Genomic DNA, 22018 nt, shown 5'->3' on the forward strand with positions numbered 1-22018 from the left:
ACGAAGTTACGACCTATCCGCCCATTTTCCCTTGGCTTTAAGCTGCGCCCGGCCCTGATGGCGGGCCGGGTTTGGCCACATGGATTGCAGGATGCGGACCGGGGCGATGGGCCGGCGGCTGGCCGGCGCGCTGTTTTTCTTGATGGGCACGACAGGATGGGCCGCCGCCTCCCCCTGGGGTGAGGTGGGCGATAGCCAACTGCGGGGCGATATCGAGGTGCTGGCGACGGCCGGCCTCCTTGACGGTGTCACCACGCCTTGGCCCCTTCCGTGGACGGCCCTGGTGCCGGCCTTGCGGGCGGCTGACCTGGATGCCCAGCCGGACGCGGTGCAGGCGGCGGCCTTGCGCGTCCTGGGCCGGGCCACGCGTGAGAACCGGCCGGGCCTCAGCACCAGCGCCAGCCTGGACCTGACCAACGCACCAGCCCTGGTACGCGGCTTCGATAGTTTGGGCCGGGGGCAGGGGCAGACGCAGGTGGCGCTGTCCTACAGTTCCGATACCGTGGCCGCCCGTTTGGCGGTCGGCAGCCTCACCCAGGACTTTCACAGCGGCGCCACCAAGCTGGTGCTGGACGACAGCTATGTCGCGGTCAAGGCCGGTGACGCCCTGGTCTACGGCGGCTGGCTGACCCATTGGTGGGGACCCGGTTGGATCTCCGCGCTGACCCTGTCCAACAACGCCCGGCCCATGCCGCAGCTGGGCATTCAGCGCCTGGACACTTCAGCCTCCACCTGGCCGGTGCTGGAGTGGCTGGGGCCGTGGCAGGCGGAGTTCTTCCTGGGCCTGCTGGACGGGCCGCGGCTGCAGAAGAACACGGTGTTCGACGCGCTGCGCGTCACGGTCAATCCCGCGCCGGGGCTGGAGATCGGTCTGGCCCGCACCGGGGAGATTTGTGGCCAGGGGCACCCGTGCGATCCCGCCGAATACTTTCAGCTGAACAACTCCCCCACCGACGTCAACAAGACCAACGACGAAGGCGTGGTGGACATCAAGTACAGCCGCGACCTGTGGGGTGTGCCGGCCCAGGTCTATGTTCAGCTGATGAACGAGGACACGTCGCCCGTCACCCATTCCGGCACCAGCCATTTGTTCGGCGCCACGGCTTTCGTGCCGGTGGCTGGCCGGCCTTTCCGGATCACGGCGGAATATGCCGACAGCATTTCCACCACCAACATCTTCAGCTTCGCCAGCCGCATCTACGGATTTTCCTACACCAATGGCGGCTATCCCGACGGCATGCGCTACCGGGGGCGCACCATCGGTTTCAGCCTGGACGACGACTCCCGCCTCCTCTCGTTGCAGGGCAGTTGGAGTGACGCCGACGGCTGGACCTACGAGATGACCCTGCACCACGCCGTCATCGGCACGGCGCAGTCGGCCGGCGCCAATATCGTCAGCCCGGTGCCCGTCAAGGTGAACATCCTGGAGGGGCGCCTCAGCCTGCCGTTCCGTCGCTTCACGCTGGACCTGCGCGCCAGTGTCCAGGATGACCAGGCCCGGCCGGATCACGGCTTCCTGCCGGCCGTGGAGGCGGCGGTGCGCATCGCGCTGTGACCATAAAAAAGGACGGCTGCGAAAATGGAGGGCCGCAGGGAATAATTCCGCCCCGTCCATCCGTCATGGGGATGAGGGACCAGTGGTGCGCATGCCGGTCCCGCGTCAGCCTGCCGGAGGTGCCCATGCCGTCCATCGTCGCCTGTGCCAAAACCACGCCCCCGCGCGATCGCGTGCGGGAGGTCGCCGCCGGGCTGTTCGCCGACCGGGGCCTGGACGGGTTCAAGATGCGGGATTTGGCGGCGCGCCTGGGCGTCAGCGTCATGACCCCCTATCGCTATTTTGAAAACAAGGAGGCCATTTTGGCCTGCGTGCGGGCGCACGGCTTCGCCTGCCTGGCGGACGACCTGGATGGGGCGCTGGGCGAGGGACCGCTGGAGCGGCGCGTGGCGGCCCTGGCCGCCGCCTACGGCGCCTTCGCCCTCGCCGAACCGGCGCGCTATGGCCTGATGTTCGGGCCGGCACCGGCCCGGTCGCCGGGCATGGCCGACGTGCGCCGCCAGGAAGCCCGGGTGGAGGCGGCCTTCACCGCCCACGCCCAGGGATTGGCGGAAGCGGGCCTTACCTGCGCCGAGCCTGCGACCCTGGGACGCCTGCTGTGGTCCACCCTGCACGGCGTCGCCGTCCTGCATTTGGGCGGCCAACTGCCGCAAGCGGACCTGGGGGAGGCGCTGCGTCACGCCGCCCGCGCCCTGACCCTGGCCAGTGCCGGGCCTGCCAGCACCGGGCCTGCCAGTGCCGGGGTCGCCGCGTGACCATGACGGCACCGCAGCCGCTGCGGATGGCCGAAGCCTCGCGGAGGGGCGCGGTCCAGGACGCGCCGCCGCCCCGCATCCGGCCCCGCCTGACGGTCAAGCGCCTCCTGGATCTGGTGCTCAGCCTGTCGCTGCTGCTCGCCTGCCTGCCGCTGCTGGCCGTGATCGCGCTGCTGATCCGCCTGGATAGCCGGGGCCCCATCCTGTTCCGGCAGCAGCGGATCGGCCTGGCGGGCCAGCCTTTCCACATCATCAAGTTCCGCACCATGCACGTGCTGGAAGACGGCGCCGACGTGGTCCAGGCGCGGGAGCGCGATCCGCGTGTGACCCGCGTGGGTGGCATGCTGCGGGTCAGCAGCCTGGATGAGTTGCCCCAGTTGCTGAACGTCCTGTCGGGGGAGATGTCGCTGGTGGGCCCGCGCCCGCATGCCGCCGCCCATGACGACTATTATCGCGCCCGCATCCCCAATTACCTGTATCGCCATAACGTGCGCCCAGGCATCACCGGCTGGGCCCAGGTGAATGGCGCGCGCGGGGCCACGCCACAGGTCGCGGACATGCAGGCCCGCGTTGACCTGGACGCCTGGTATGTCGACCACGCCAGCCTGGCCCTGGACCTGAAAATCCTGGCGCTCACCCCCCTGGTGGTGTTGAGCCGGCGCAAGGCCTGCTAAGGGCCGCCGTCAGCTCTGAAAAAATCCTATTCTTAAGGATAATGCGTCGGCGGGGGAATAAACGCTTAAGACCATTCGTCTTAGGAAGGAGAGGACGGCGCATCCACCAGGGAATTGGCCCTTGGGATGCCAGCGTGGACGGACGTAAGCTGATGCGGCACAGGCACGGGCCCACCCCATGGTTCATCGATTCCGTGTCGGAGAACCCTAGGCCGTGACCCGACCCCAACAGTTCGCGAATGCCCTGGTCATGCAACTTCCAGCTTTAAGGCGGTATGCCTTGGCGCTGGTGGGCAATGCCGCGCTGGCGGATGATCTGGTCCAGGATTGTGTGGAACGGGCACTGCGCCAGTCGGCGCAGCTGCGGGAGTTACCCCGCATTTCCGGTTGGCTGCGGCGCATCTTGCGGAACCTTTATACCGACGAGCTTCGCCGTGGAAACAGCCGGGGGGAGGAACAGGACATAACCGAACTGGCCGACCACGTGGAACTGAGCGCCCCGCCGACCGACGTCGGCGCCGCGAGGGACTTCGTCAAGGCGGTCAGCCGGCTGACGCCGGAGCATCGGGAAATCCTGCTGCTGTCCAGTGTTGAGGAACTGAACTATCGCGAGATCGCGGAGGAGCTCGACATTCCGGTGGGGACCGTGATGTCGCGCCTCGCGCGGGCTCGGGAGCGGTTACGGAGTGTAATGCAAGGCGAGGGCGCGGAAATCATCCCGCTGTCCCCAAGCCCGCTGCCCCCAGGATCGAAAGACCGAAAGTGAGCGACCATACCCCCAACCATCCTCCCATCGCGGAGGTCGACCTGCACGCCTTTCTGGATGGCGAGTTGCCGGAAGACCGCGCCCGCGTTGTGGAGGCCGCGATCCTCGCGGATCCCGCCCTGGCGGACCGCCTGGCCGCCTATGAGGCCGACAAGGCCATGATGAAACGCCTGTACAGCCCGTTGATCGAGCGTCCGGTGCCCCAGCACCTGATCGACTTGGCCCAGTCCGCCGCCCAGGCGCCGGTGTACCGTCCCTGGGCTGACTGGCGCCGTCTGGGGGCCGTGGCGGCCGTCGTGCTGTTGCTGGTGGGCGGTGGCGCTTATCTGGCCGGCCGGCCGGCCGGTGATGTGGTGCAAATGGCGCTGGCGGCGCGGGATGTTCCGGCGTCGGTGCCCAGCGACCTCAGCCCTTACAACGCGGCCCTCAGTCGCATCGTCGACCTCAACATCAAGGTGCCGGACCTGAGCCGGGCTGGGTATCGTCTGTCCGGCGTGAAGGTCGCGGACGGTGCCGCGACCGTGGCCTACCGCGACACCGCCGACCGGCTGTTCACCATTTATCTGCGCCATTCGGACGGCACGGTCCGCTTCGACCAGTTCAAGCGCGACAATCTGCGTGTCTGCGTCTGGCAGGATGACCAGTTGAGCATGGTCATGGCCGGCGAGATGTCGGCCGCGGTCATGCAGAAGCTGGCCAGCATGGCCTATGTCGGCCTGACGGCCTAGCGCACGGAGCGGGCAGACAGGCTTTCGGGGCTGAACAGGGTGGCGGGATGCGGGGCGGTCACGGTGTAGGGCGCCGCCTCGCCATTGAAGGCGAAGGTGTAGGCGTAGCCACCCAGTTCGAAGTCATGGATGAACTGGCTGCCGATCACCACCGCCGGCACGTCGGGCATGAGGTACATGGTGGCCTGGCCGAATTTCCACAGCTTGCCTTGCTCGTCCCAGGAATCCCCGTAAACCGCCATCCAAGTATCTTCGTCGAGGTAGAGCCGCCGATGCGGGACCACGTCATGCGCGCCTGCGGCCAGGGTGCCGTCGACCACCCAGACGCGGTGCAGCTCATAGCGCAGCGTGTCGGGGTTGGGGTGGTTACGGCCCAGCACCTCCGCCACCGGCTTGGCGTACAGGCGGTTGTTGTTGTAGGGCACGAACATGTCGGCCTTGCCCACCAGCTTGAAGTCATAGTGGTCCAGGCCGCCGAAGAAGATGTAGTACTCGTCCTCGCTCATATAGCCGGCGGCGTCGGTGTTCGGGACATCGTAGGAAATGGCCGGCGCCTTGCGCACGCGATGTTCCCCCGGAAGCAGCCGCCAGGCGGCGAAGTCATGCCGCTTGATGTTGATGGGCTGCCAGTTGAGGTAGCCTTCGCCCACCCGGGACGCGGGCGCCACCGCCATGTGCAGCGTCTTGAAGTAATAGCCGCCATAACTGTCGGGCGTGGCATCACGGTAGTAATAGGGAAAATCGGCGATTTCCTTGTAGCCGCTGGCCTTTTCCGCCACCCCGTCCGCCGGCACCACATAGGTGCTGACCGTCACCTCCCGCGCTGGTCCCCAAAAGGCCAGAAGGTGGTTCCACATGGCCTGGAACCCGTCCTTGGGCAGGGGAAAGGGGATGCCGCCCGCGGCCCCCTCAACACCATAGGCAATTCCTTCCGGGGCCGGCCGGGCCCGCGTGGCGTTGCGATAAATGTTGTCATAGACCCAATCCGGCGCGGCCGCGGTGCGGTGGCTGGGATAGATGTCCATGCGATAGTCGGGATCACGCTCGAACAGGTGCTTGGCCCCCTCGGGCAGGCGGTCGGCATACTCCCTGAAATTCTTGGACGTGATGGAGAACAGCGGCTTTTCGCCGGCGAAGGGGTCGGGCCGCGGACCCGTCAGCGACGCGGCCGATCCCGCTGTTACCAGTCCGCCCGTCCAGGCCGGAATGCTGCCGTCGGCATTGCCGGCGCGCTCCGCCCCCACCGGCGTCAGGCGCGACTTCAACTGCGCGGCCTCTTGCTCGGTCACTTGGGCATACGGTCGGGTGGGAAGGCAGGTCAACGCCACGGTGGCCAACAACGCGGCGGACAGGACGGCGGTAAATCGCATGGGCTCGCGTACGGGGCGGGTTGGGTCGGGGGCATCGCCCCGATGGGACGGACCGTCGGGATCATGGCCTGCCGCCCCCCTTGGACACAAGCGGCATGTGGCCACAGCCCGTTTTCTTGCATCTATGCTAAAATCATCCCCCCAAGCCCTTGATGGACCGGGAAAAAAGCCAATGGCATTCCGCTTTTCCGAGCCCCTTCGCAGATGCTGCCTCACCGCGTTCGGCCTGTGGGCGTCGGCCGCTTCGGGCGCCGAATTATATTCGGGCGGGGGAACGGACCTGCGTTGGGACAACACGGTGCGCTATACCCTGGCCAACCGGATCAGCCCCCGGCAGGACGCCCTGCTGACCAACCTGAATTGGGATGACGGCGACCGCAACTTCGCGCCCGGCGTCGTCTCCAACCGGTTGGACCTGGTGTCGGCCCTGGATCTGGGATGGGGCGAGTGGGGGCTGCATGCCAGCGCCGCCGCCTGGTATGACACCGTCTACCAGGGCCGCACGGATGATGGGGATCCAGGCGCCATCAATGCCTCCTCCGCCCCGCCGGGCCATTTCGCCCGCGCCGTCCGCGACCTGCAGGGTCAACATTTGGAATTGCGCGAGGCCTTCGCCCGTGGCGCCGTGACCATTGCCGACATGCCCGTGTCGCTGCGGGTTGGCCGGCAGGCCCTGGCATGGGGGGAGAGCCTGTTCTACGACCCTAATTCCATCGCCGCCGCCATGGCGCCCGCCGACTACACCCGCCCCGTCGGCGGGCCCAGCGCCTATAGCAGCGACATCTATCGACCGGTGGCCCAGGCGGTGGTGACACTGCAGCCGCGGCCCGACATCGCCCTGTCGTTTTATGACCAGTTCGAATGGCGGCCCGCCCGTCAGGCGGCCAGCGGCAGCTATTTCAGCTATATGGATTACATGGGTGCCGGGGCCGACCGGCTTTACATCGACGGTCTGCGCTTTGCCGCCCGCCAGGATGACCGCGTGCCGACCGGCGGGCGGTTCGGTGTCGCCCTGCACGCCACCCTGAACGGTGTGGACTATGGTCTGTACGCCCTGCGATACAACGCGATGGAGCCGCAGTATGAGCTGGCCCCGGACAGCGACACCCCGGTTCCGGGGGCGGAAGGGTATTACCGTCTGGTCTATCCCGGCGGCATTCAGCTCTATGGCGCCAGTTTCGCGGCGATGGTCGGCGACAGCACGGTCACGGGTGAGGTTTCCGCCCGCCGCAACATGCCCCTGTTGCTCCCCACACTGACGGGAAGCGGGCCGGTGACGTCGCAATACGCGGCGTTCGTGCGGGGGGACACGCTGCATGGCCAGGTATCCCTGACGACGGCGCTGGGCCGCTCCACCCTGTGGGGCGCCAGTCTATGGGACAGCGCGGAGGTGAACGCCGAGGCGGTGGTGGACGGGGTGCTGAATGCGTATGGCGACGATGACGGCACCCAGTGGAAGCACCCCGCGACCAAGGTGCGGGTGCTGTTCGAGCCGCACTACTTCCAGGTTCTTCCCAACCTGGACCTGACCTTGCCCATGGGGGGCGGATACAACATCACCGGCCACAGCCTCAGCTACTACGCCCAGAACGCAGGGGCTGGCGATATCACGGTCGGCGTCGGCGCCATCTATCGCAGTGTGTGGAAAGCGAACTTGACCCTGACTCATTACATCGGTGCGGCCAGCCGGCAACTGCTGGCCGACCGGGATTTCGTGGCCCTGGGGCTGGAGCGCACGTTTTAAAATCGGTTCGCGTCGCCCCACTGCTAAAAACTGGCCAGCAAGGACGTCTCATCGTCATGAACCAAGACCGCGCGGGGTGGGACCTGCTCCGTTCCTCCCGGGACTTCTTTCAGGATTTCCGCGCCTATGCCCGGGGTGATGGCCTGCGGGTCGCGGCCCTGATCGTCCTGGGCGCTGGGGTGGAGGGCGTGGGCCTGGTCCTGCTGGTGCCGTTGCTGGGCCTGGTGATTGATGACCCGCGTGCCGGCTGGGCGATGGCGCTGGCCGCGCACTTGCCCTGGCCCGCCGGCGGTGCCGGCCCGCTGGTCCGCCTGCTGCCTGTGCTCGCCTGCTTCGCCGTGCTTGTCGTCCTTCGGGCGGTGGTGCTGTGGCATCGCGACGTCCTGCTGGCCAGGCTGCGCGTCGGGTTCGTCGAGGCGCAGCGCAGCCGTTTGGTGGCCCGCCTCATCGCGGCCCCCTGGACGCGGCTTGCGACATTGTCCCAGGCCAGGGTCAACCATCTGCTGGGCAGCGACATCATCCTGACCGGCGCCTGCGTCCATTTCATGCTGCAGGGGGCCGCGTCCCTGTTCATGCTGCTGGTGCAGTGGGCGCTGGCCTGCCTGTTTTCCCCTGCCTTGGCGGCGGTCACGGGTGTTTTGCTGGTGGGGGCGGGCGTGGCGCTCATGCCGCAATTGATCCGGTCCCGGCGGCTGGCGCGCGACGTCGCCGACGCCAATCTGCACCTGACCACCAGCGGCGCCCAGTTCCTGGGCGGGCTCAAGCTGGCCCTCAGCCAGAACCTTCAGCATCGCTTCGCCGCTGAATTCAACGATACGCTGCACCGCCTCATGGACCAGCAGATCACCCTGGTCAAGGAACAGAGCAAGTCGCAGCTGGCCTTCACCACGCTGGCGTCCCTGGCGGGCGCCGCCGCCATCGTCGTGGGTGTCTGGGCGTTGAATGTGCCACCGGCCGTCCTCATCGTTTTCGTCCTGCTGCTGGCGCGGATGAGCGCGCCGGCCGGGCAATTGCAACAGGGCGCGCAGCAGTTCGCCAACTTCCTGCCCTCTTATGAAAAGGTGCGGGCGCTGGGAGCGGAATTGGCGCAGGACGCGGTGGTCGACACCGACGGGGCGGAGGAGGCCACGTTTGGGCTGGGTCCCCAGCCCATCCGTTTCCATCAGGTCGGCTACCGCCATCCTGGCAGCGGGCGGGGCGTGTCCGGCCTGGATTTCACCTTGGAGGCCGGCAGCTTCGTTGGCGTCGTGGGCGCCTCCGGGGCCGGCAAGACCACCTTCGCCGATCTGATCGTCGGGCTGACGGTTCCGGACACCGGCACCATCATCGTGGGCGACCGCCCGTTGGAGGGGGGCTTTCGGCGGCGCTGGGCGGCGGCCATCGCCTACGCCCCCCAGGAAACCTTCCTGTTCCATGACAGCATCCGCGCCAACCTGTCGTGGGCGCATCCCATGGCCACGGAGGCGGATATGCGCTCCGCCCTGGCCTTGGCCGGTGCCACCGCCTTGGTCGACAGGCTGCCGCAGGGCCTGGACACCGTCGTCGGGGCGGAGGGCGGCCTGCTGTCGGGCGGGGAGCGCCAGCGTTTGGCGCTGGCCCGCGCCTTGATGCGCCGGCCGCCGCTGCTGGTGCTGGATGAAAGCACCAGCGCCATCGACATCGCGGGGGAGCAAGTTTTGCTGGCCAGCCTGGCATCCTTGCCGTGGCGGCCCACCATCGTGCTGATCGCCCACCGGCGGGAGAGCCTGGCGCGGTGCGACCGCATCCTGGAGTTCGCCGACGGACGCGTCGTCGCCGATCACCCGTCCGCGCCGATACGGACGATTGAGGCTGGACAACGGTAGTCGTAAGAGGACTATCTTTGTAAAATACTTTCCCAATGAGAATGGTGGGTCATGGAGCTGCGCAACCTGCGCGTCTTCGTCGAGGTCGTCCGCCAGGGCGGGTTTTCGAATGCCGCCAAAACCGTCTTCGCCACCCAGTCGACCGTCAGCAAGGCGGTGAAGCAGTTGGAGGAGGAGATCGGCGCGCCGCTTCTGGAGCGGCTGGGTCATGGTGTCCGGCTCACTGACCTGGGGGAGGCCGTCTACCCGCGTGCCGTCCGGCTGCTGGCCGATCGGGCTGATTTGCTGTCGGAGCTGGATGAGCTGCGCGGGTTGACGCGGGGCACCCTGCGCCTCGGCCTGCCGCCGGTCGCCAGCAGCAGCATCTTCGCCCCCTTGCTGGCGCGCTACCGGCGTCTTTATCCCGGCATCGATGTCCGCCTGATCGAGCATGGCGGGGACGAACTGATGGAACGCGTCCGGTCCGGCGATCTGGACCTCGCCGCCAGCCTGCGACCGGACACGGATGACCTCGCATGGCAGGATGTGAGGCGGGAGCCGTTGGTCGCGGTGCTGGCCGCGGATCACCCCTTGGCGCAGGCGAGTTCGACGGACATCGCCGCCCTCAAGGATGTGCCTTTCATCCTGTTCGCCGAGGGCTTCGCGATCAACCGGCTGATCGGGAACGCCTGCCGCCGCCGGGGCGTCGAGCCGGTTGTCGCCGCGCGCAGCAGCCAGGTGGATTTCCTCATGGAGTTGGCGGCGGCGGGGCTGGGGGTGGCCTTTCTGCCCCGCGTGCTGGCCGAGCATAGGCCCCATACCCGCATCCGGGCCCTGCTGCTGACCGAGCCGGAGACGGAATGGCGGCTGACCATGATCTGGCGACAGGGGGGATATTTGCCCCATGCGGCGCGGGCCTGGCTGGAGATGGCGCGCCAGCCGTCCGGCTGATATTCCAAATCGGACTGGAATCCAGTCAAACGTTCCATTTTTCTAATGCCGCTTTCGGTCCTACCTCTATCGCTATCCATCCCCGCCGCCTGGCGCCCCCTGGAAGAGCGATATGATCATCTCCGCCCCGTCCGACTATCGTGAAGCGGCGCGTCGCCGTCTGCCGCGTTTCCTGTTCGACTACATCGATGGTGGCGCCGTCACCGAAAGCACGATGAGAAGCAACGCCGGGGCGCTGCAGACGATCGCGCTGCGCCAGCGCGTGCTTCAGGGTGTCGGCGCGCCGACCCTGGAAACAAACATCCTGGGCAGCCCTTGGGCCATGCCCATCGCCTTGGGGCCCGTGGGCGCCACCGGCATGTACGCCAGGCGGGGCGAGGTGCAGGCCGCCCGCGCCGCCACGGCGGCTGGTATCCCCTACACCCTTTCCACCGTTTCCGTTTGCGCGATCGAGGAGGTGGCCCGCGGTGCCCAGGGCGACCTGTGGTCCCAGCTCTATGTCCTGAAGGATCGGGGCTTCATGAACAACGCCCTGGAGCGGGCCTGGGCGGCAGGCATGAAAACGTTGGTCTTCACGGTCGATATGCCGGTGCCCGGCTCCCGCTACCGCGACCGTCATTCCGGCATGTCCGGCCCGGCCGCCACCGTCAGGCAGTACCTACAGGCTGTGACGCACCCGCACTGGGCGCTGGACGTCGGGCTTTCCGGCCGGCCGCTCTCCTTCGGCAATATCGAGGCTTACACTGGCCGCCGGATGACGATGACCGACTATATGGGCTTCATCGGCAACAACTTCGATCCGACCATCGCCTGGCATGACCTGGAATGGATCCGCGATAGTTGGAAGGGGAAGCTGATCATCAAGGGGCTGTTGGATCCCGAGGACGCGCGCGACGCCAAGCGGCTCGGCGCCGATGGGGTGATCGTGTCCAACCATGGCGGCCGCCAGCTTGACGGCGCCATCCCGACCGCGCACGCGCTGCCCGGCGTGGTCGACGCCATTGGGGATGACCTGACCGTTCTGGTCAATTCCGGCGTCCGGTCTGGGGTGGATGTCGTGCGCATGCTGGCGCTGGGCGCTAAGGGCGTCTTGCTTGGCCGAGCTTACGTCTATGCCCTGGCCGCCGGCGGGCAGCGGGCGGTGTCGCACCTTCTGGATCTGTTCGCTGCCGACATGAAAGTCACCATGACGCTGATCGGGGCGAAAACCCCGGCTGACATCACGCGGGATGCGCTTGATTACGCGGCCAAGCAGCTTCCCTCCCAGCCGCTGTAGCTGGAGCAGATCGCCCAAAGGAGGACTTACCTTTGGGCGTGAACCGGCTGCGTCTGGTTTGACGCAGCCGGTTCTAGCGGCTGGAAAGTTCATCCAGGCGCGCCTGCCACGCGGCTTCGATGCGCAGGCGCATCTCATCCCACATGCTGTGGGATTCCCGCGTGGACCGTGTCCAGGCGCCCTTCAGCCGGTCGGTTTCGTTGAAACGGTGGATCTTGCGCCGGGCCTCCAGCGCCTCCAACCCCCGACCCAGGGGGCTGTCCAGCAACCATTCGCCGGCACGTTTCAGCCCGTTGGCATAGGGGGGGCAATCGTGGCAGCCCGCCGGCGCGTCGACGGGGGGCGCGCCGACGGGGGGCGCGCCGACGGCGTTGGGCAGCCATTTGGCCGTCCATGCGTTGGCATCGCGCACAGCCTCATAGGTCTCCATGCCATGCAGCGGGATCATCTGGCACAGTTCCTGCGCATCATAGAGGCTGCGGCGTGCCAGGGGCAGGGCGGCCATGGACAGGAAGGTGTTGGGGCAGAACAGACCCCGCGCCAGCTTGGCGTCCAGCGCCGCCAGAAGGCGGCAGAGGGCGCGGGTGCGCCACATCGTGCCGGCGTCGGTCACCAGCAGGAAATCGATATCGCCGTCTGGTGGGAAATTGCCGGCGGCCAGCGATCCCGTCATCGCCACCATGCGCACGTTGGGCAGGCTGGCCAGGAAGCGGGCGTAGCGCCGCGCGGTGGGCCACTGGCGCCGCGACAGATCCCGCCGCGTCCGTCGTATGGCGAACAGGTCAGGCCGGCCGCGCAAGGCGTGATAGGTGCCGTCGCTGTCCAGATGGCGGCGCAAGGCGGGACCCTCCAGCGCGGCCTGGACATCGCCCGGCGTGCAGCGGACGCCGTGCAGGTAGCGATGGATTTCCGGCACCGTCACCGGGAAATTGAAAATGTCGCGGTAGGCGATGGTGGAATAGATCGCCGTTTCCAGCGTGTTCATCGTGCGCGCGAGGGTCATGACTTCCATCTTCCGCGCCCCATGCGCCGGCCCCGCCGCGCTGGGCGGCGCGTGATGGCCTTGAGGTTCCTCATTCAGCATCGGGCCCCCGCCTCCTATCCAGATGCCTGTTCCGCGTCGGCCCAAGTCATGCCGGGCGCTGCCGTCGCCGCTGCCGCCTTGGGGCGCAAGGTCATTTCCCAGGCGCGCTCGAACCCGTCGGGGGAGAGCGCGCGGGCGACGAAGGCCGCCCCCTTGAGCGCCGCTTCCGCCCACAGGTCGGCATAGGCCTCCGGCTGGGTCAGATAAGGGGCCCACTGGTCCTCCGGCACCGTCAGCGGATAGCCGGGGGGCGCAGTCCCTCCATGGCGGTACGGTTGCCCAGGACCGGGCAGCCCCAGGCCCACGCCTCCGCCACCTTGGTCTTGATGCCGCCCGCCACCAGCGCCGGCACCAGGGCGATGCTGCCGGGCCGGTAAACCTGGGCCAGGTCATCGGCATAGCCGTGCCAGTGCACGCCAGGCACGTCGGGCAGCGGCCGTGTCTGGCGGCCATGGATGTGCAGCGGCGTTGCCGGCGCCAGCCGTCGCCATTCCGCCAGCAGGAAATCAATGGCCGTGCGGTTTTGCAGTTGCCGGTCGCTGCCGATGAAGACAAAGCGCAACTCGGGGACCGTCTGCCGCACGCCCGGTCCCGGGGGCAGTGCCCAGGGCTGGGCCCGCAGTGGCACGCCGGGCGGGATGGCGCGGACCGCCGGGGGCGTCCCGGCATCCACGGGCGCCTGCCGGCACAGCATCTGCCGCTCGACGGGCGAAAGCAGCACCGTGACGCTGGACGCCCGCATGACCTCCCGCTCCGCCGCCGGCAGGGTGCCGGCCTCATAGGCGGTTACCATGCGGGCCAGCGGCCCCTCCGCCAGGCGGCGGGCCCAGCGGGGAAAGTGCGGGCCGACATGGCCGGTCAGCAAGGGCATGCGGTGATGGCGCAGATAGGTCATGCGCCGCGACATCAGGTCGTCGAAATCGGTGACGATGTGCAGATCCGGCAGGGCGCGGCGCAAGGCGCGCAGCAGGGTCTGGCAGCGTACGGTGTCGAGATAGACGGCATCGAACGCTCCCCGCCGGATGCGCGCCGCCATCCGTTCCACCTCCCGAGGGCCGGCATACAACAGGCATTGCAGGGGCGGGGGCGGCCGGTCGCCAGTCCGGCCAGCCATGCGCCGGCGGCACCCAGGCGGTCCACCGCCCCGCCTTGCAGCACCGACCGCAGGCTCAGCACCTCCACCGTATGGCGGCGGCGCAGGGCGTCCAGGATATGGCCCATGATCGGGGTGCGGCCGTTGCGTTGCGCCAGGTCGCGGGTCGTCACGAAGGCGATGCGCAACGCGGGCGCGCTGGGGGGCGGCGGGCTGAAGAGGGTGTCCATGGTCTACCTGGGTCCGGGGCGGAAGCGTGCCCCTGTAGCCATGACGGATGGGACCCCGTCTCTATTCCCTGGCCGGCGCCGAATGTTGCGGGCCCAGGTGGTTCATGGCGCAGCAGAGCGCCAGCGGGATCCACAGCCCCGCGTCGACGAAGGTGTCCTGGTTGAGGAAGCTGAAGCCCAGCGCCGCGGCGCTGGCCAGGCGGAAATAACCGTGGAAGGCGTCATGCGGCGGGCCGCGGAACAACTGGCGCCAGAAAAAGATGACGAACAGGGCGAACCCCACCACCCCCGTTTCCGACAGCAGACGCAGGAACAGGTTCTTGGCGTTGCCCTTTTCCGGGGAATTGGGGTCCAGCCAGCCGATGCCCTCCTTGGCGCCCTGCGTGAACAACTGGGTGCTGAAGGCCCAGTCGGGGGCGTATTCCCCGAAATAGCGGTAGTTGTTGCCCAGGGAGACGCCGAAGACCGGATGGTCCACCCAGGTCAGGGCCGACGCCTCCGCCGCGGCGAAGCGGCCGGCCAGCGCCAGCGCATCCGTCACGCCGGTGGCGAGATCGCCGCCCGCGATGGTGTTGAGGTCGGCGGACTGGGTCAGATAGGCGACGGGCCCCATGACATAGCTGGCGCCGGCCCCGGTGCCCAGCCCGCTCATCGCCGCCAGGGCGCCGCCGCCGGCCGCCAGCACACCCAGGAAGGTCACCGCCGCCAGGATGCGCCCACGCAGGGCGGCGAGAAAGACGCTGAGCCCCAGCATGGCGACGATGGCGGCCAGGCCGAAGCGGGAGCCGGAGAACAACAGCCCGCCGATGGCGACCGCGAAGCCGACGCCCAGGCGCAAGGCGTGGCCGGGCAGGGCGGGCAAGCCCACCCCTTCCTGCCGCGCCATGGCGCGGGCGATCAGGGCCGGGATCAGCAGCACGATGATCTGGGTGGCCAGCCACGATGGCTCGAACGTCATGCCCTGGGCCCGGGTGACCAGCCCGTCATAGCGCACCGCGATCAGGTCGGTGATGGCCTGGACGATGCGCAACAGCTCCCCATGCTCGGCCATGGCCACCACCTGCACCCCGGCGAAGGCGATGGACGCGGCCATGCCGATGAACAGATAGCGCAGGGTCATATGGATGTCGGCCGCCGTGCGGATATGCAGGCGCGCGGTGACGTAAAAGGCCACGCCGACGCCCCAGGTCAGCAGGGCCCGGATGAAACTGTCCAGCGGCGTCTGGCCCTTGAAGGCATCGGGCGGTTGCAGCATCACCACGGCCAAGCCGCTGATGACGATGTAGAGGGTGAACAGGCCCAAGGCGGCGAAGCCATCGGCGGCCAGGCGGGGCCGCTGGCCCAGGACAAGCAGGCGGTAGGCGGCCAGGATCAACAACAGGGCCGCTGGCACGATGGCCAGTGGCCGCGCCAGCGTGCCGTTGCCGAAGGGCAGCAGGGGCGTGGCCGAGACCGGCACGCACAGCAGCAGCGCCTGCCACAGCCGGCGCTCAATGGGGGCGATGGGATCGGTGGTCATGATGCCGCCAGGGCGGCCGGCGCCGCCGTCAAGGGCCGCAAACGCAGCAAGTGGAAGAGGCCGACGGCGGCGCGCAGCGCGCCGGCCATCACCGATGCGACACAGGCGCCGGTCAGGCCGAACCGCCAGGTGAGCCAACTGCCCAGGGTCAGGCCGAACAGGGCCGGGTAGAGTTGCATGCGGAAAACGGCGCCGCTGGCGCGATATCCGCGCAGGGCGGCGCCGCACAGCGTGGCCACCAAATAGCAGGCATAGGCCAGCGTCAGCAGGCGCAACTCGCCGAGATGGGCGGCATAGGCGCTGTCCCGTCCGTAGAAAATGCGGGCGGCCCGGTCGGGCGCCACGGCGATGGCCAGGAAAAGGGGACCGACCAGCCCGGCCGCCACCAGGCCCCGCCGTCCCACCAGGCGCAGCAGGTCCGGAAAACTCAGCCGGTCCCGGGCGCGGGCCACCTCCGGCACGAGCACGTTTTCCATGCCGAAGATCACGGGGCTGGCCACGGCTGCGACATTGGCCAGCGCCACCAGCGCGGCGGCGGCGGGCGCGTCGTCGTGCCAGGCCAGCAGCCACAGGAACCATTGCGTGGACAGCGCGGCCAGCAGGTTGGCGCCCAGCACCGGCGCGCCCAGGCGCCAGTTACCCCGGGCTTCCTCTGGCAGGTCGCGGAGGGTGGCCACCCAGCCGGTCCTTTGGCGCCCCGCCACCGGCAGGGCGGCCAGGGCGGACGCGGCGGCGATCAACAGGAAGACGCCGCCGATGTCCAGGTGGGCGCGCAACGCCCACACCGCCGCCAACGGTCCCAGGTAGCGCAGGACGTCCAGGGCGATCAGGGCCCCATGCCGGCCATCGGCCAGCAGGCCGCGCCGTACCACCTCCTGCATCTGCCAGCAGACCAGCGCCGCCCCGGCGGCGGGCAGCAGGCCCGGATGGCCGATGCTGACCGTGGCCACGCCCAGCAGGGGAAGGAAGGCCAGGGCGCACAGCGGCGTCAGCATCAACGCCACGGGCAAGGGCCGGCCGCCCGGTGCTGGCTGCACCGACAGGGGGTAGGTCACCAGGGCCTGGTGCAGCGTGTTCAGCACCAGGATGAAGGACAGCGCAACGGAATAGGCGCCATAGTCCGCCGCCGGCAGCGCGCGGGCCAGCGTCACGTTCAGCGCGAAATTGCCAAAGCTGACGATGGCCTGATCGGCCAGCCCGCCGGCAAGTCCCAGCCACGTCCTTCCCACTGTCGCACCCGATGCGCTGAAAGCCTTCGAAGTGGGGGCAGAGTGGTCCGGTGATACCCCTGCTGGAAAGCACTATATTTTTGCCGATTTGGGGAATATCGGCCCGCCGCCATCCGTCGTTCTGCCAGTCTCAGACGATAGTGGGTGTGGATAGTGGGCGTGGATACTCCAGAGTTGGCGTGGGCCGGGCGCACCGTACCCCCATCCGAACCAGACACCGGCGCGGCCTGGGTGCCGCGCGGCCAAGGGGGGGATGGCCAGGGAGGCGATACCCTGGGCCTGTTCCTGGGCCGGCTGCGCCGCCAGTGGATCCTGGCCATCACCCTGTTCCTGTTCAGCGTCGCGACCGCCACCGCGCTGGCCTTCCTGTTGCCGTCCTATTGGCGGGTCGAGGTCATGGTGATGCCGGTGTCCAAGAGCGGCGCCGGCTTCGGCAACCTGGACCTGGGGAGCGCCTCGGGCATGCTGGGGGGACTGGGGGGCATGGGCGGTGTCGCCGGCCTGCTGGGCAAGTCCTCCTCCAACGAGGATGAGGCCATGGCCGTCCTGGGCTCGCGTGAGCTGTTCGACACCTACGCCACCCAGCAGAACCTGTTGCCGGTGTTGTTCGCCAGCAAATGGGACGCGGAGGCCAAGCGCTGGACCGTGCCGGCGGACGAGGTGCCGACATTGCGGCGCGGCTTCAAGCTGTTCAACCGCAGCATCCGCGATATCGCGTTGGACCGGCGCAGCGGCATCGTCACCCTGGCCATCACCTGGAAGGACCGCGAACTGGCGGTGCGCTGGGCCCGGGACCTGGTCGCCCTGACCAATGCCCAGCTGCGCGACCGCGCCCTGGCCGACGCCAACCGCAACCTGGCCTATCTGCGCGGCGCCATGGCCAACGCCCAGAAGGAGGGCAACAGCAACGCCCTGAACGCCGCCCTGGCCAGCGCGTATGAGCGCACGCTGCAGAACTATATGTACGCCACCGGGCAGACGGACTTCGCCTTCCGCATCATCGATCCCCCCACCGTGCCCGACGCGCGGGAGCGGGTCTGGCCCAACCGCCCCCTGTTCCTGGCGCTGGGCGTCATCCTGGGGGCCTTGCTGGCCGCCGCCGTCGTGCATCTGCGCGGCCGGGCCTTGGATGCCTCTGTCGCGGAGCGCCGCTGACAGATGCGCGCGTCCAAGATCGCCATCCTGGTGCCCAGCTACAACGGCGGCGCCCTGCTGGCCGAGACGGTGGCATCCGCCGCGGTGGCCGGCCTGCCGCCGGACAGTTATGAGATCGTGGTGTGCGACAACGCCTCCACCGACGGCAGCGCCGACGCCCTGCCGCCCCGCGACGCGCAGGGCGCCGCCATCACGCTCCGCCGCAACGCCCGCAACCTGGGCCGGGTCGCCAACTGGAACCGCGCCATCGAGGTGGCGGAGGAGATGGGCTTCGGCTTCGCCCTGTTCCTGATGGTGGGGGACCTGGTGCAGGGCAGGGGCCTGATCGCACTGCGCGACCGCATGGTGGCGGCCGGCGCCTGCTTGGGAATCGCCAGCTATGAGATCGTGGATGAGGCGTTGCGGCCCCAGCGCGTGGCCCGCCGCATCCTGTGGCGGGGGGCCGCTGGCCTGCCGGCGCGGGATTTCCTGACCCAGTCCCTGGCCACCGGCGCCATGCTCTACGGCCCGCTGGGCGCCAACCTGTATTGGCTGGGCGGCGGGCGGGGGCACCTGCGCTTTGATCCTGGCGATGAGAGCCACACCGACCAGTTGGCCACCGCCGTCTTCACCCGCGTGGCGGGCGGCGGGACCGGCGGCGTGGTCACCTACCTGGATAAGCCAATCTCCCGCTGGCGGGCGCGGCCCGGCCGCTTCCACAGCGGGATGGACCCGCGCGGGCGGCTGGCCAGCGACGTGCGGGTCATGGAGCGCGCCTGCCAGGCGGCGGGCGTCGCGACCGATCACCCCCGCATCCGCGCCAGCGTGCTGCTGCGCGCGATCTGGCTCACCCGGGGCGACCTGCGGGCCGCCTGGGCCTGGTCCGGCGCCCTGGTGCCGGCGGCCCCGTCCTGGACCTGGTTATTCCGCCTGCTGTTCCGGCAGGCGCTGCACAAGACACCCTGGCTGGTAAAGGCCTGACACGATGATGAAAAGGAATGGGGCGACGATGAGGTCTGGCCACAAATGGGCGCACCGCGCGCTGCTGCTGGCGGCGCTGGCGTCCGGCGTGACGCCGGGCCTGGCACAGGCTCAGGGCCTGGCGCAATTGCTGGGCGGGGGCAATGGCAACGACCTGACGGGCGACCTGCTGCGCACGGTGCAGCAGCGCCTGACCGGCCAGTCCACCGTGCCGTCGCTGCAACCGGACGTGCAGGTGCAGAATCCACCCACCTATGGCCCCCAGGGGCTGGGCGCCCAGGCCTTTGGTCCGCCCTCGGCCATCGAACGGCTGATGAGCGCCCGCGCGGGACAGCCCATCCGCCAGTACGGCTATGAGGTTTTCGGCCGGGGCGGCCCGGTGGTCGTCCGGCAGAGCGGCGCCCTACAGGACAGCTACGTCCTGGGGGAAGGGGATGAGATCGTCCTGACTCTGCGCGGCCAGCAGAACGCCAGCTATCGCACGCGGGTGGACCGGGACGGGCGGGTGGTCTTCCCCGGTCTGCCGCCCATCGCCGGGGCGGGCCGCCCCTTCGGCGCCTTCCGCGAGGATTTGGAGGATGCCGCCAGCCGCGCCCTGACCGGGACGGAGGTGCTGGTGTCGGTGGGCGCGGTGCGCCAGATCGCGGTGCGGGTGGCGGGTGAGGTCAACGCGCCGGGCCTGTTCACCCTGTCGGGCCTGGCCACCGCCATGGACGCGCTCAGCCTGGCGGGCGGGGTCAAGAACACCGGGTCCCTGCGTGACGTGCAGGTGGTGCGCGGCGGCCGCAGCTTCCGCCTGGACCTCTACACCCTGCTGATGGGCGACGCTTCGGGTCACGATATCCCGCTGGCGGAGGGGGACCGCATCGTCGTGCCCTTGCAGACCAGCGCCGTGGCCATCGTCGGCCAGGTGAAGCGGCCGGCCATCTATGAGCTGCCGGCCGGTCAGCAGGCCACCCCCCTGTCCACGCTGATGGCCATGGCCGGCGGGACCGAGGTGCGGGGCAGCTACCGCTATTCCATCCTGCGCACGCGCGAGGATGGCAAGCGTGAGATGGTCCAGGTGGGGGCTGGCGGTGCCGCCACCGTGCGGGACGGCGACGTCGTCTTCGTGGCGCCCACCGCCGACGTTTCGCTGGCCAAGGTGGAGCTGCGCGGCGCCACCACGCTGAACGGCAGCTATCCCTTGGAAACGGTGCGGTCGCTGCGCGGCCTTCTCGCCTCCAGCGACATGTTCACGCCCACGGTCGGGCGGCCCTTGCCCTATCTGCTGGCCGACGCGGTCATCCGCCTGGATCCGGCGACCCTGCAGCGCACGGTCATCCCGTTCGCCGTCTCCGACGTCCTGGAGGGCAAGGCCGACGTGGCCCTGCAATCCAATGACATCGTCTACGTCACCAACGTGGCGGAGATGCGCTACATCGCCCGCAAGGCGGGTGAGCAGCAGCGCAACCCGACGCGCAAGGTGAACGACCATCCCGATCCGGTGGCCCCGCCGCCGCCCGATGCCTCGGCCATGGCCTTGCAGGCGCAGGCGGCCGCGCTGCCGCCTGGCGCCATGGCGGACCCGCGCCTGGCGCAGCTGGCCGCCATCCAAGGCATGCAGCTGCCGGCCGGGCAGGGCATGCCGTCCGGCGGCGTACTGGGCCAGGGCGCGCCAGCCCTGGCGGGCACCAACCCCGCCTATGCCGCCTTCGCCGCCGCGCAGATGGGCCAGCAGGCCCAATCCACCCAGGACCAGGGCCCGCCCCGGTCGGAGGAGGAGCGGCTGAATCCCGGCATCGTGGCACCGCCTGAGGTCATCACCAGCCAGGACGGCACCACCACCCGCGCGGACGATGAGGAGGAGCAGAGCGGTACGCTGCCCATCACCGGCGCCGGCGCGCTGAACGCCGGCCAACTGGGGGCCGCCCAGGCGTTGGCCCAGCGGCCGAAGCGGCCGCCGCTGCGCCTGTTCGTGGGCCTGGATGATGACGCCCGCCGCCTGCTGGTGGGCACGCTGGCCAACTATCACGTCACGGTGGTGGGCGAGGTCAACAGCCCCGGCGACTTCCTGGTCATGCCCGGCGCGACGCTGGACAAGCTGGTGCAGGCGTCGGGTGGCCTGACGCCCAAGGTGGATCTGCATGCCTTCGAGGTGACGTCGGCGGAAATCGACAACGCCTCCGGCCTGTCGCGCACCGTGCGGCACACCTATGGCCTGCCGGTGGCGCAGTTCGCGCAAGTGGCGCTGAAGCCGTTCGACCGCGTGCGCTTCAACCCGGTCTTCTCCGACCGCGACACCGGGGACGTGACCCTGGCGGGTGAGGTCAAATTCCCCGGTGGTTACGAGATCCTGCGGGGTGAGCATCTGTCGTCCGTGCTGGCGCGCGCGGGGGGCTTCACCGACGCCGCCTATCCGGCGGGCGTGGTCTTCCTGCGCCAGTCGGTGGCGGAATCCCAGCGCGACACCTTGCAGAAGGAGGCGGACGCCCTGGAACGCCAGATCGTGTCCATCGTCGGCAACACCAGCAGCAAGGTGCAGGTCACGGATGGGGAGATCGCCTACGTCACCCAGATGATCAACCGGCTGCGCCAGGGCACCGGTCCCGCCAGCGGCCGGGTGTCCGTGCATGTCGACCCGCGCGAGATCGCGGCCCATCCGGAACTGGACATCGTCATGGAACCGGGCGACCAGCTGGTTGTGCCGCGCCAGCCCAGCGCCGTGGTGGTGTCGGGTGAGGTCATGGCGCCTGGCGGCATCCAATTCCGCAACGACCGCAGCGTGGACGATTACATCGCCATGGCCGGCGGCATGACGGAAATCGCCGACGACGACCATGTCTTCGTGGTGCAGCCCGATGGTTCCGCCGTGCAGGTGAACGGCGGGGGCTGGCTGTCCGCCGCGCCCAAACTGGCGCCCGGCTCCGTTATCGTCGTGCCGCGCAAGCTGCGCCACTTCACCTGGGACAGCATCCTGATGGACATCGTCCAGGTGACCAGCCAGCTGGCCATCACCGGCGCCTCGCTGGCGGTGATTTCCCGCTAAGCCGCCAGGGAATAAATGGCCCCCGGTTTCCGTCCTTGGTTAGAGGGACGGGCCGGGGCCCGTTTCCATTCTTCCTCC

General features: G+C 68.8%; 18 protein-coding genes. 12 read left to right on the forward strand and 6 right to left on the reverse strand.

Annotated elements, in window-relative coordinates; genetic code table 11:
* The first annotated feature begins 91 nt into the window (after positions 1–91).
* The 5 genes from ULB03_RS23645 (at position 92) to ULB03_RS23665 (ending at position 4478) form a co-directional block, all read left to right on the forward strand.
* A complete protein-coding gene (locus tag ULB03_RS23645; protein WP_322485537.1) occupies positions 92–1555 on the forward strand; it encodes a capsule assembly Wzi family protein in 1464 nt (487 codons plus the stop codon).
* A 125-nt stretch (positions 1556–1680) separates the two neighbouring features.
* Positions 1681–2310, forward strand: a complete 630-nt coding sequence (locus ULB03_RS23650; protein WP_322485538.1) for a TetR/AcrR family transcriptional regulator — start codon at positions 1681–1683, stop codon at positions 2308–2310.
* 2 nt (positions 2311–2312) lie between these two features.
* On the forward strand, positions 2313–2984 hold the full coding sequence (locus ULB03_RS23655; RefSeq protein WP_322486232.1) for an exopolysaccharide biosynthesis polyprenyl glycosylphosphotransferase: 672 nt from the start codon (positions 2313–2315) through the stop codon (positions 2982–2984).
* Positions 2985–3234: 250 nt separating this feature from the next.
* A complete protein-coding gene (locus ULB03_RS23660; protein WP_322486233.1) occupies positions 3235–3750 on the forward strand; it encodes an RNA polymerase sigma factor in 516 nt (171 codons plus the stop codon).
* The gene (locus tag ULB03_RS23665) at positions 3747–4478 is read left to right on the forward strand and encodes an anti-sigma factor family protein (RefSeq protein WP_322485539.1); all 732 of its coding nucleotides are present in this window, start codon (positions 3747–3749) and stop codon (positions 4476–4478) included. The genes ULB03_RS23660 and ULB03_RS23665 overlap by 4 nt, the downstream gene beginning before the upstream one ends.
* Here the strand turns inward: ULB03_RS23665 and ULB03_RS23670 are convergent.
* Positions 4475–5848, reverse strand: a complete 1374-nt coding sequence (locus ULB03_RS23670) for a DUF1329 domain-containing protein (protein ID WP_322485540.1) — start codon at positions 5846–5848, stop codon at positions 4475–4477. The genes ULB03_RS23665 and ULB03_RS23670 overlap by 4 nt on opposite strands.
* 172 nt (positions 5849–6020) lie before the next feature.
* Here ULB03_RS23670 and ULB03_RS23675 point away from each other — a divergent pair, with 172 nt between their 5' ends.
* The 4 genes from ULB03_RS23675 to lldD all read left to right on the forward strand — a co-directional run bounded on the left by ULB03_RS23675 (position 6021) and on the right by lldD (position 11642).
* A complete protein-coding gene (locus ULB03_RS23675; RefSeq protein ID WP_322485541.1) occupies positions 6021–7592 on the forward strand; it encodes a DUF1302 domain-containing protein in 1572 nt (523 codons plus the stop codon).
* Positions 7593–7648: 56 nt separating this feature from the next.
* Entirely contained in the window at positions 7649–9436 is a 1788-nt protein-coding gene (locus ULB03_RS23680; RefSeq protein ID WP_322485542.1) for an ABC transporter ATP-binding protein, read from the forward strand.
* Between the two features lie 51 nt (positions 9437–9487).
* Positions 9488–10366 (forward strand): LysR family transcriptional regulator, encoded by an 879-nt coding sequence (locus tag ULB03_RS23685; RefSeq protein WP_322485543.1) that lies wholly within the window; start codon positions 9488–9490, stop codon positions 10364–10366.
* Between the two features lie 112 nt (positions 10367–10478).
* The gene (gene lldD / locus ULB03_RS23690; RefSeq protein ID WP_322485544.1) at positions 10479–11642 is read left to right on the forward strand and encodes an FMN-dependent L-lactate dehydrogenase LldD; all 1164 of its coding nucleotides are present in this window, start codon (positions 10479–10481) and stop codon (positions 11640–11642) included.
* Between the two features lie 73 nt (positions 11643–11715).
* Here lldD and ULB03_RS23695 read toward each other — a convergent pair whose 3' ends face one another.
* From ULB03_RS23695 to ULB03_RS23715, 5 genes are all read right to left on the reverse strand, one after another.
* Positions 11716–12645: a nucleotidyltransferase domain-containing protein gene (locus ULB03_RS23695; protein WP_322485545.1), complete on the reverse strand. Its 930-nt coding sequence runs from the start codon at positions 12643–12645 to the stop codon at positions 11716–11718.
* Positions 12646–12740: 95 nt separating this feature from the next.
* Entirely contained in the window at positions 12741–12956 is a 216-nt protein-coding gene (locus ULB03_RS23700) for a hypothetical protein (protein WP_322485546.1), read from the reverse strand.
* Between the two features lie 2 nt (positions 12957–12958).
* Complete coding sequence (locus ULB03_RS23705; protein ID WP_322485547.1) at positions 12959–13840, reverse strand: glycosyltransferase; 882 nt, start codon at positions 13838–13840, stop codon at positions 12959–12961.
* 270 nt (positions 13841–14110) lie between these two features.
* Entirely contained in the window at positions 14111–15568 is a 1458-nt protein-coding gene (locus ULB03_RS23710; protein ID WP_322485548.1) for an O-antigen ligase family protein, read from the reverse strand.
* Complete coding sequence (locus tag ULB03_RS23715; protein ID WP_322485549.1) at positions 15565–16797, reverse strand: lipopolysaccharide biosynthesis protein; 1233 nt, start codon at positions 16795–16797, stop codon at positions 15565–15567. Before ULB03_RS23715 ends, ULB03_RS23710 begins: the two co-directional genes overlap by 4 nt.
* Before the next feature lie 159 nt (positions 16798–16956).
* On the opposite strand from ULB03_RS23715, the gene ULB03_RS23720 reads away from it, so the two are divergent.
* The 3 genes from ULB03_RS23720 to ULB03_RS23730 are packed head-to-tail and all read left to right on the forward strand — an operon-like array spanning position 16957 to position 21940.
* Entirely contained in the window at positions 16957–17952 is a 996-nt protein-coding gene (locus ULB03_RS23720; RefSeq protein WP_322485550.1) for a GumC domain-containing protein, read from the forward strand.
* Between the two features lie 3 nt (positions 17953–17955).
* The gene (locus tag ULB03_RS23725) at positions 17956–18912 is read left to right on the forward strand and encodes a glycosyltransferase family 2 protein (RefSeq protein ID WP_322485551.1); all 957 of its coding nucleotides are present in this window, start codon (positions 17956–17958) and stop codon (positions 18910–18912) included.
* Between the two features lie 28 nt (positions 18913–18940).
* Positions 18941–21940, forward strand: a complete 3000-nt coding sequence (locus tag ULB03_RS23730; protein ID WP_322485552.1) for an SLBB domain-containing protein — start codon at positions 18941–18943, stop codon at positions 21938–21940.
* Positions 21941–22018 lie beyond the last annotated feature (78 nt).

This window comes from Nitrospirillum goiasense, from assembly GCF_034427435.1.
Classification (GTDB): Bacteria; Pseudomonadota; Alphaproteobacteria; order Azospirillales; family Azospirillaceae; genus Nitrospirillum.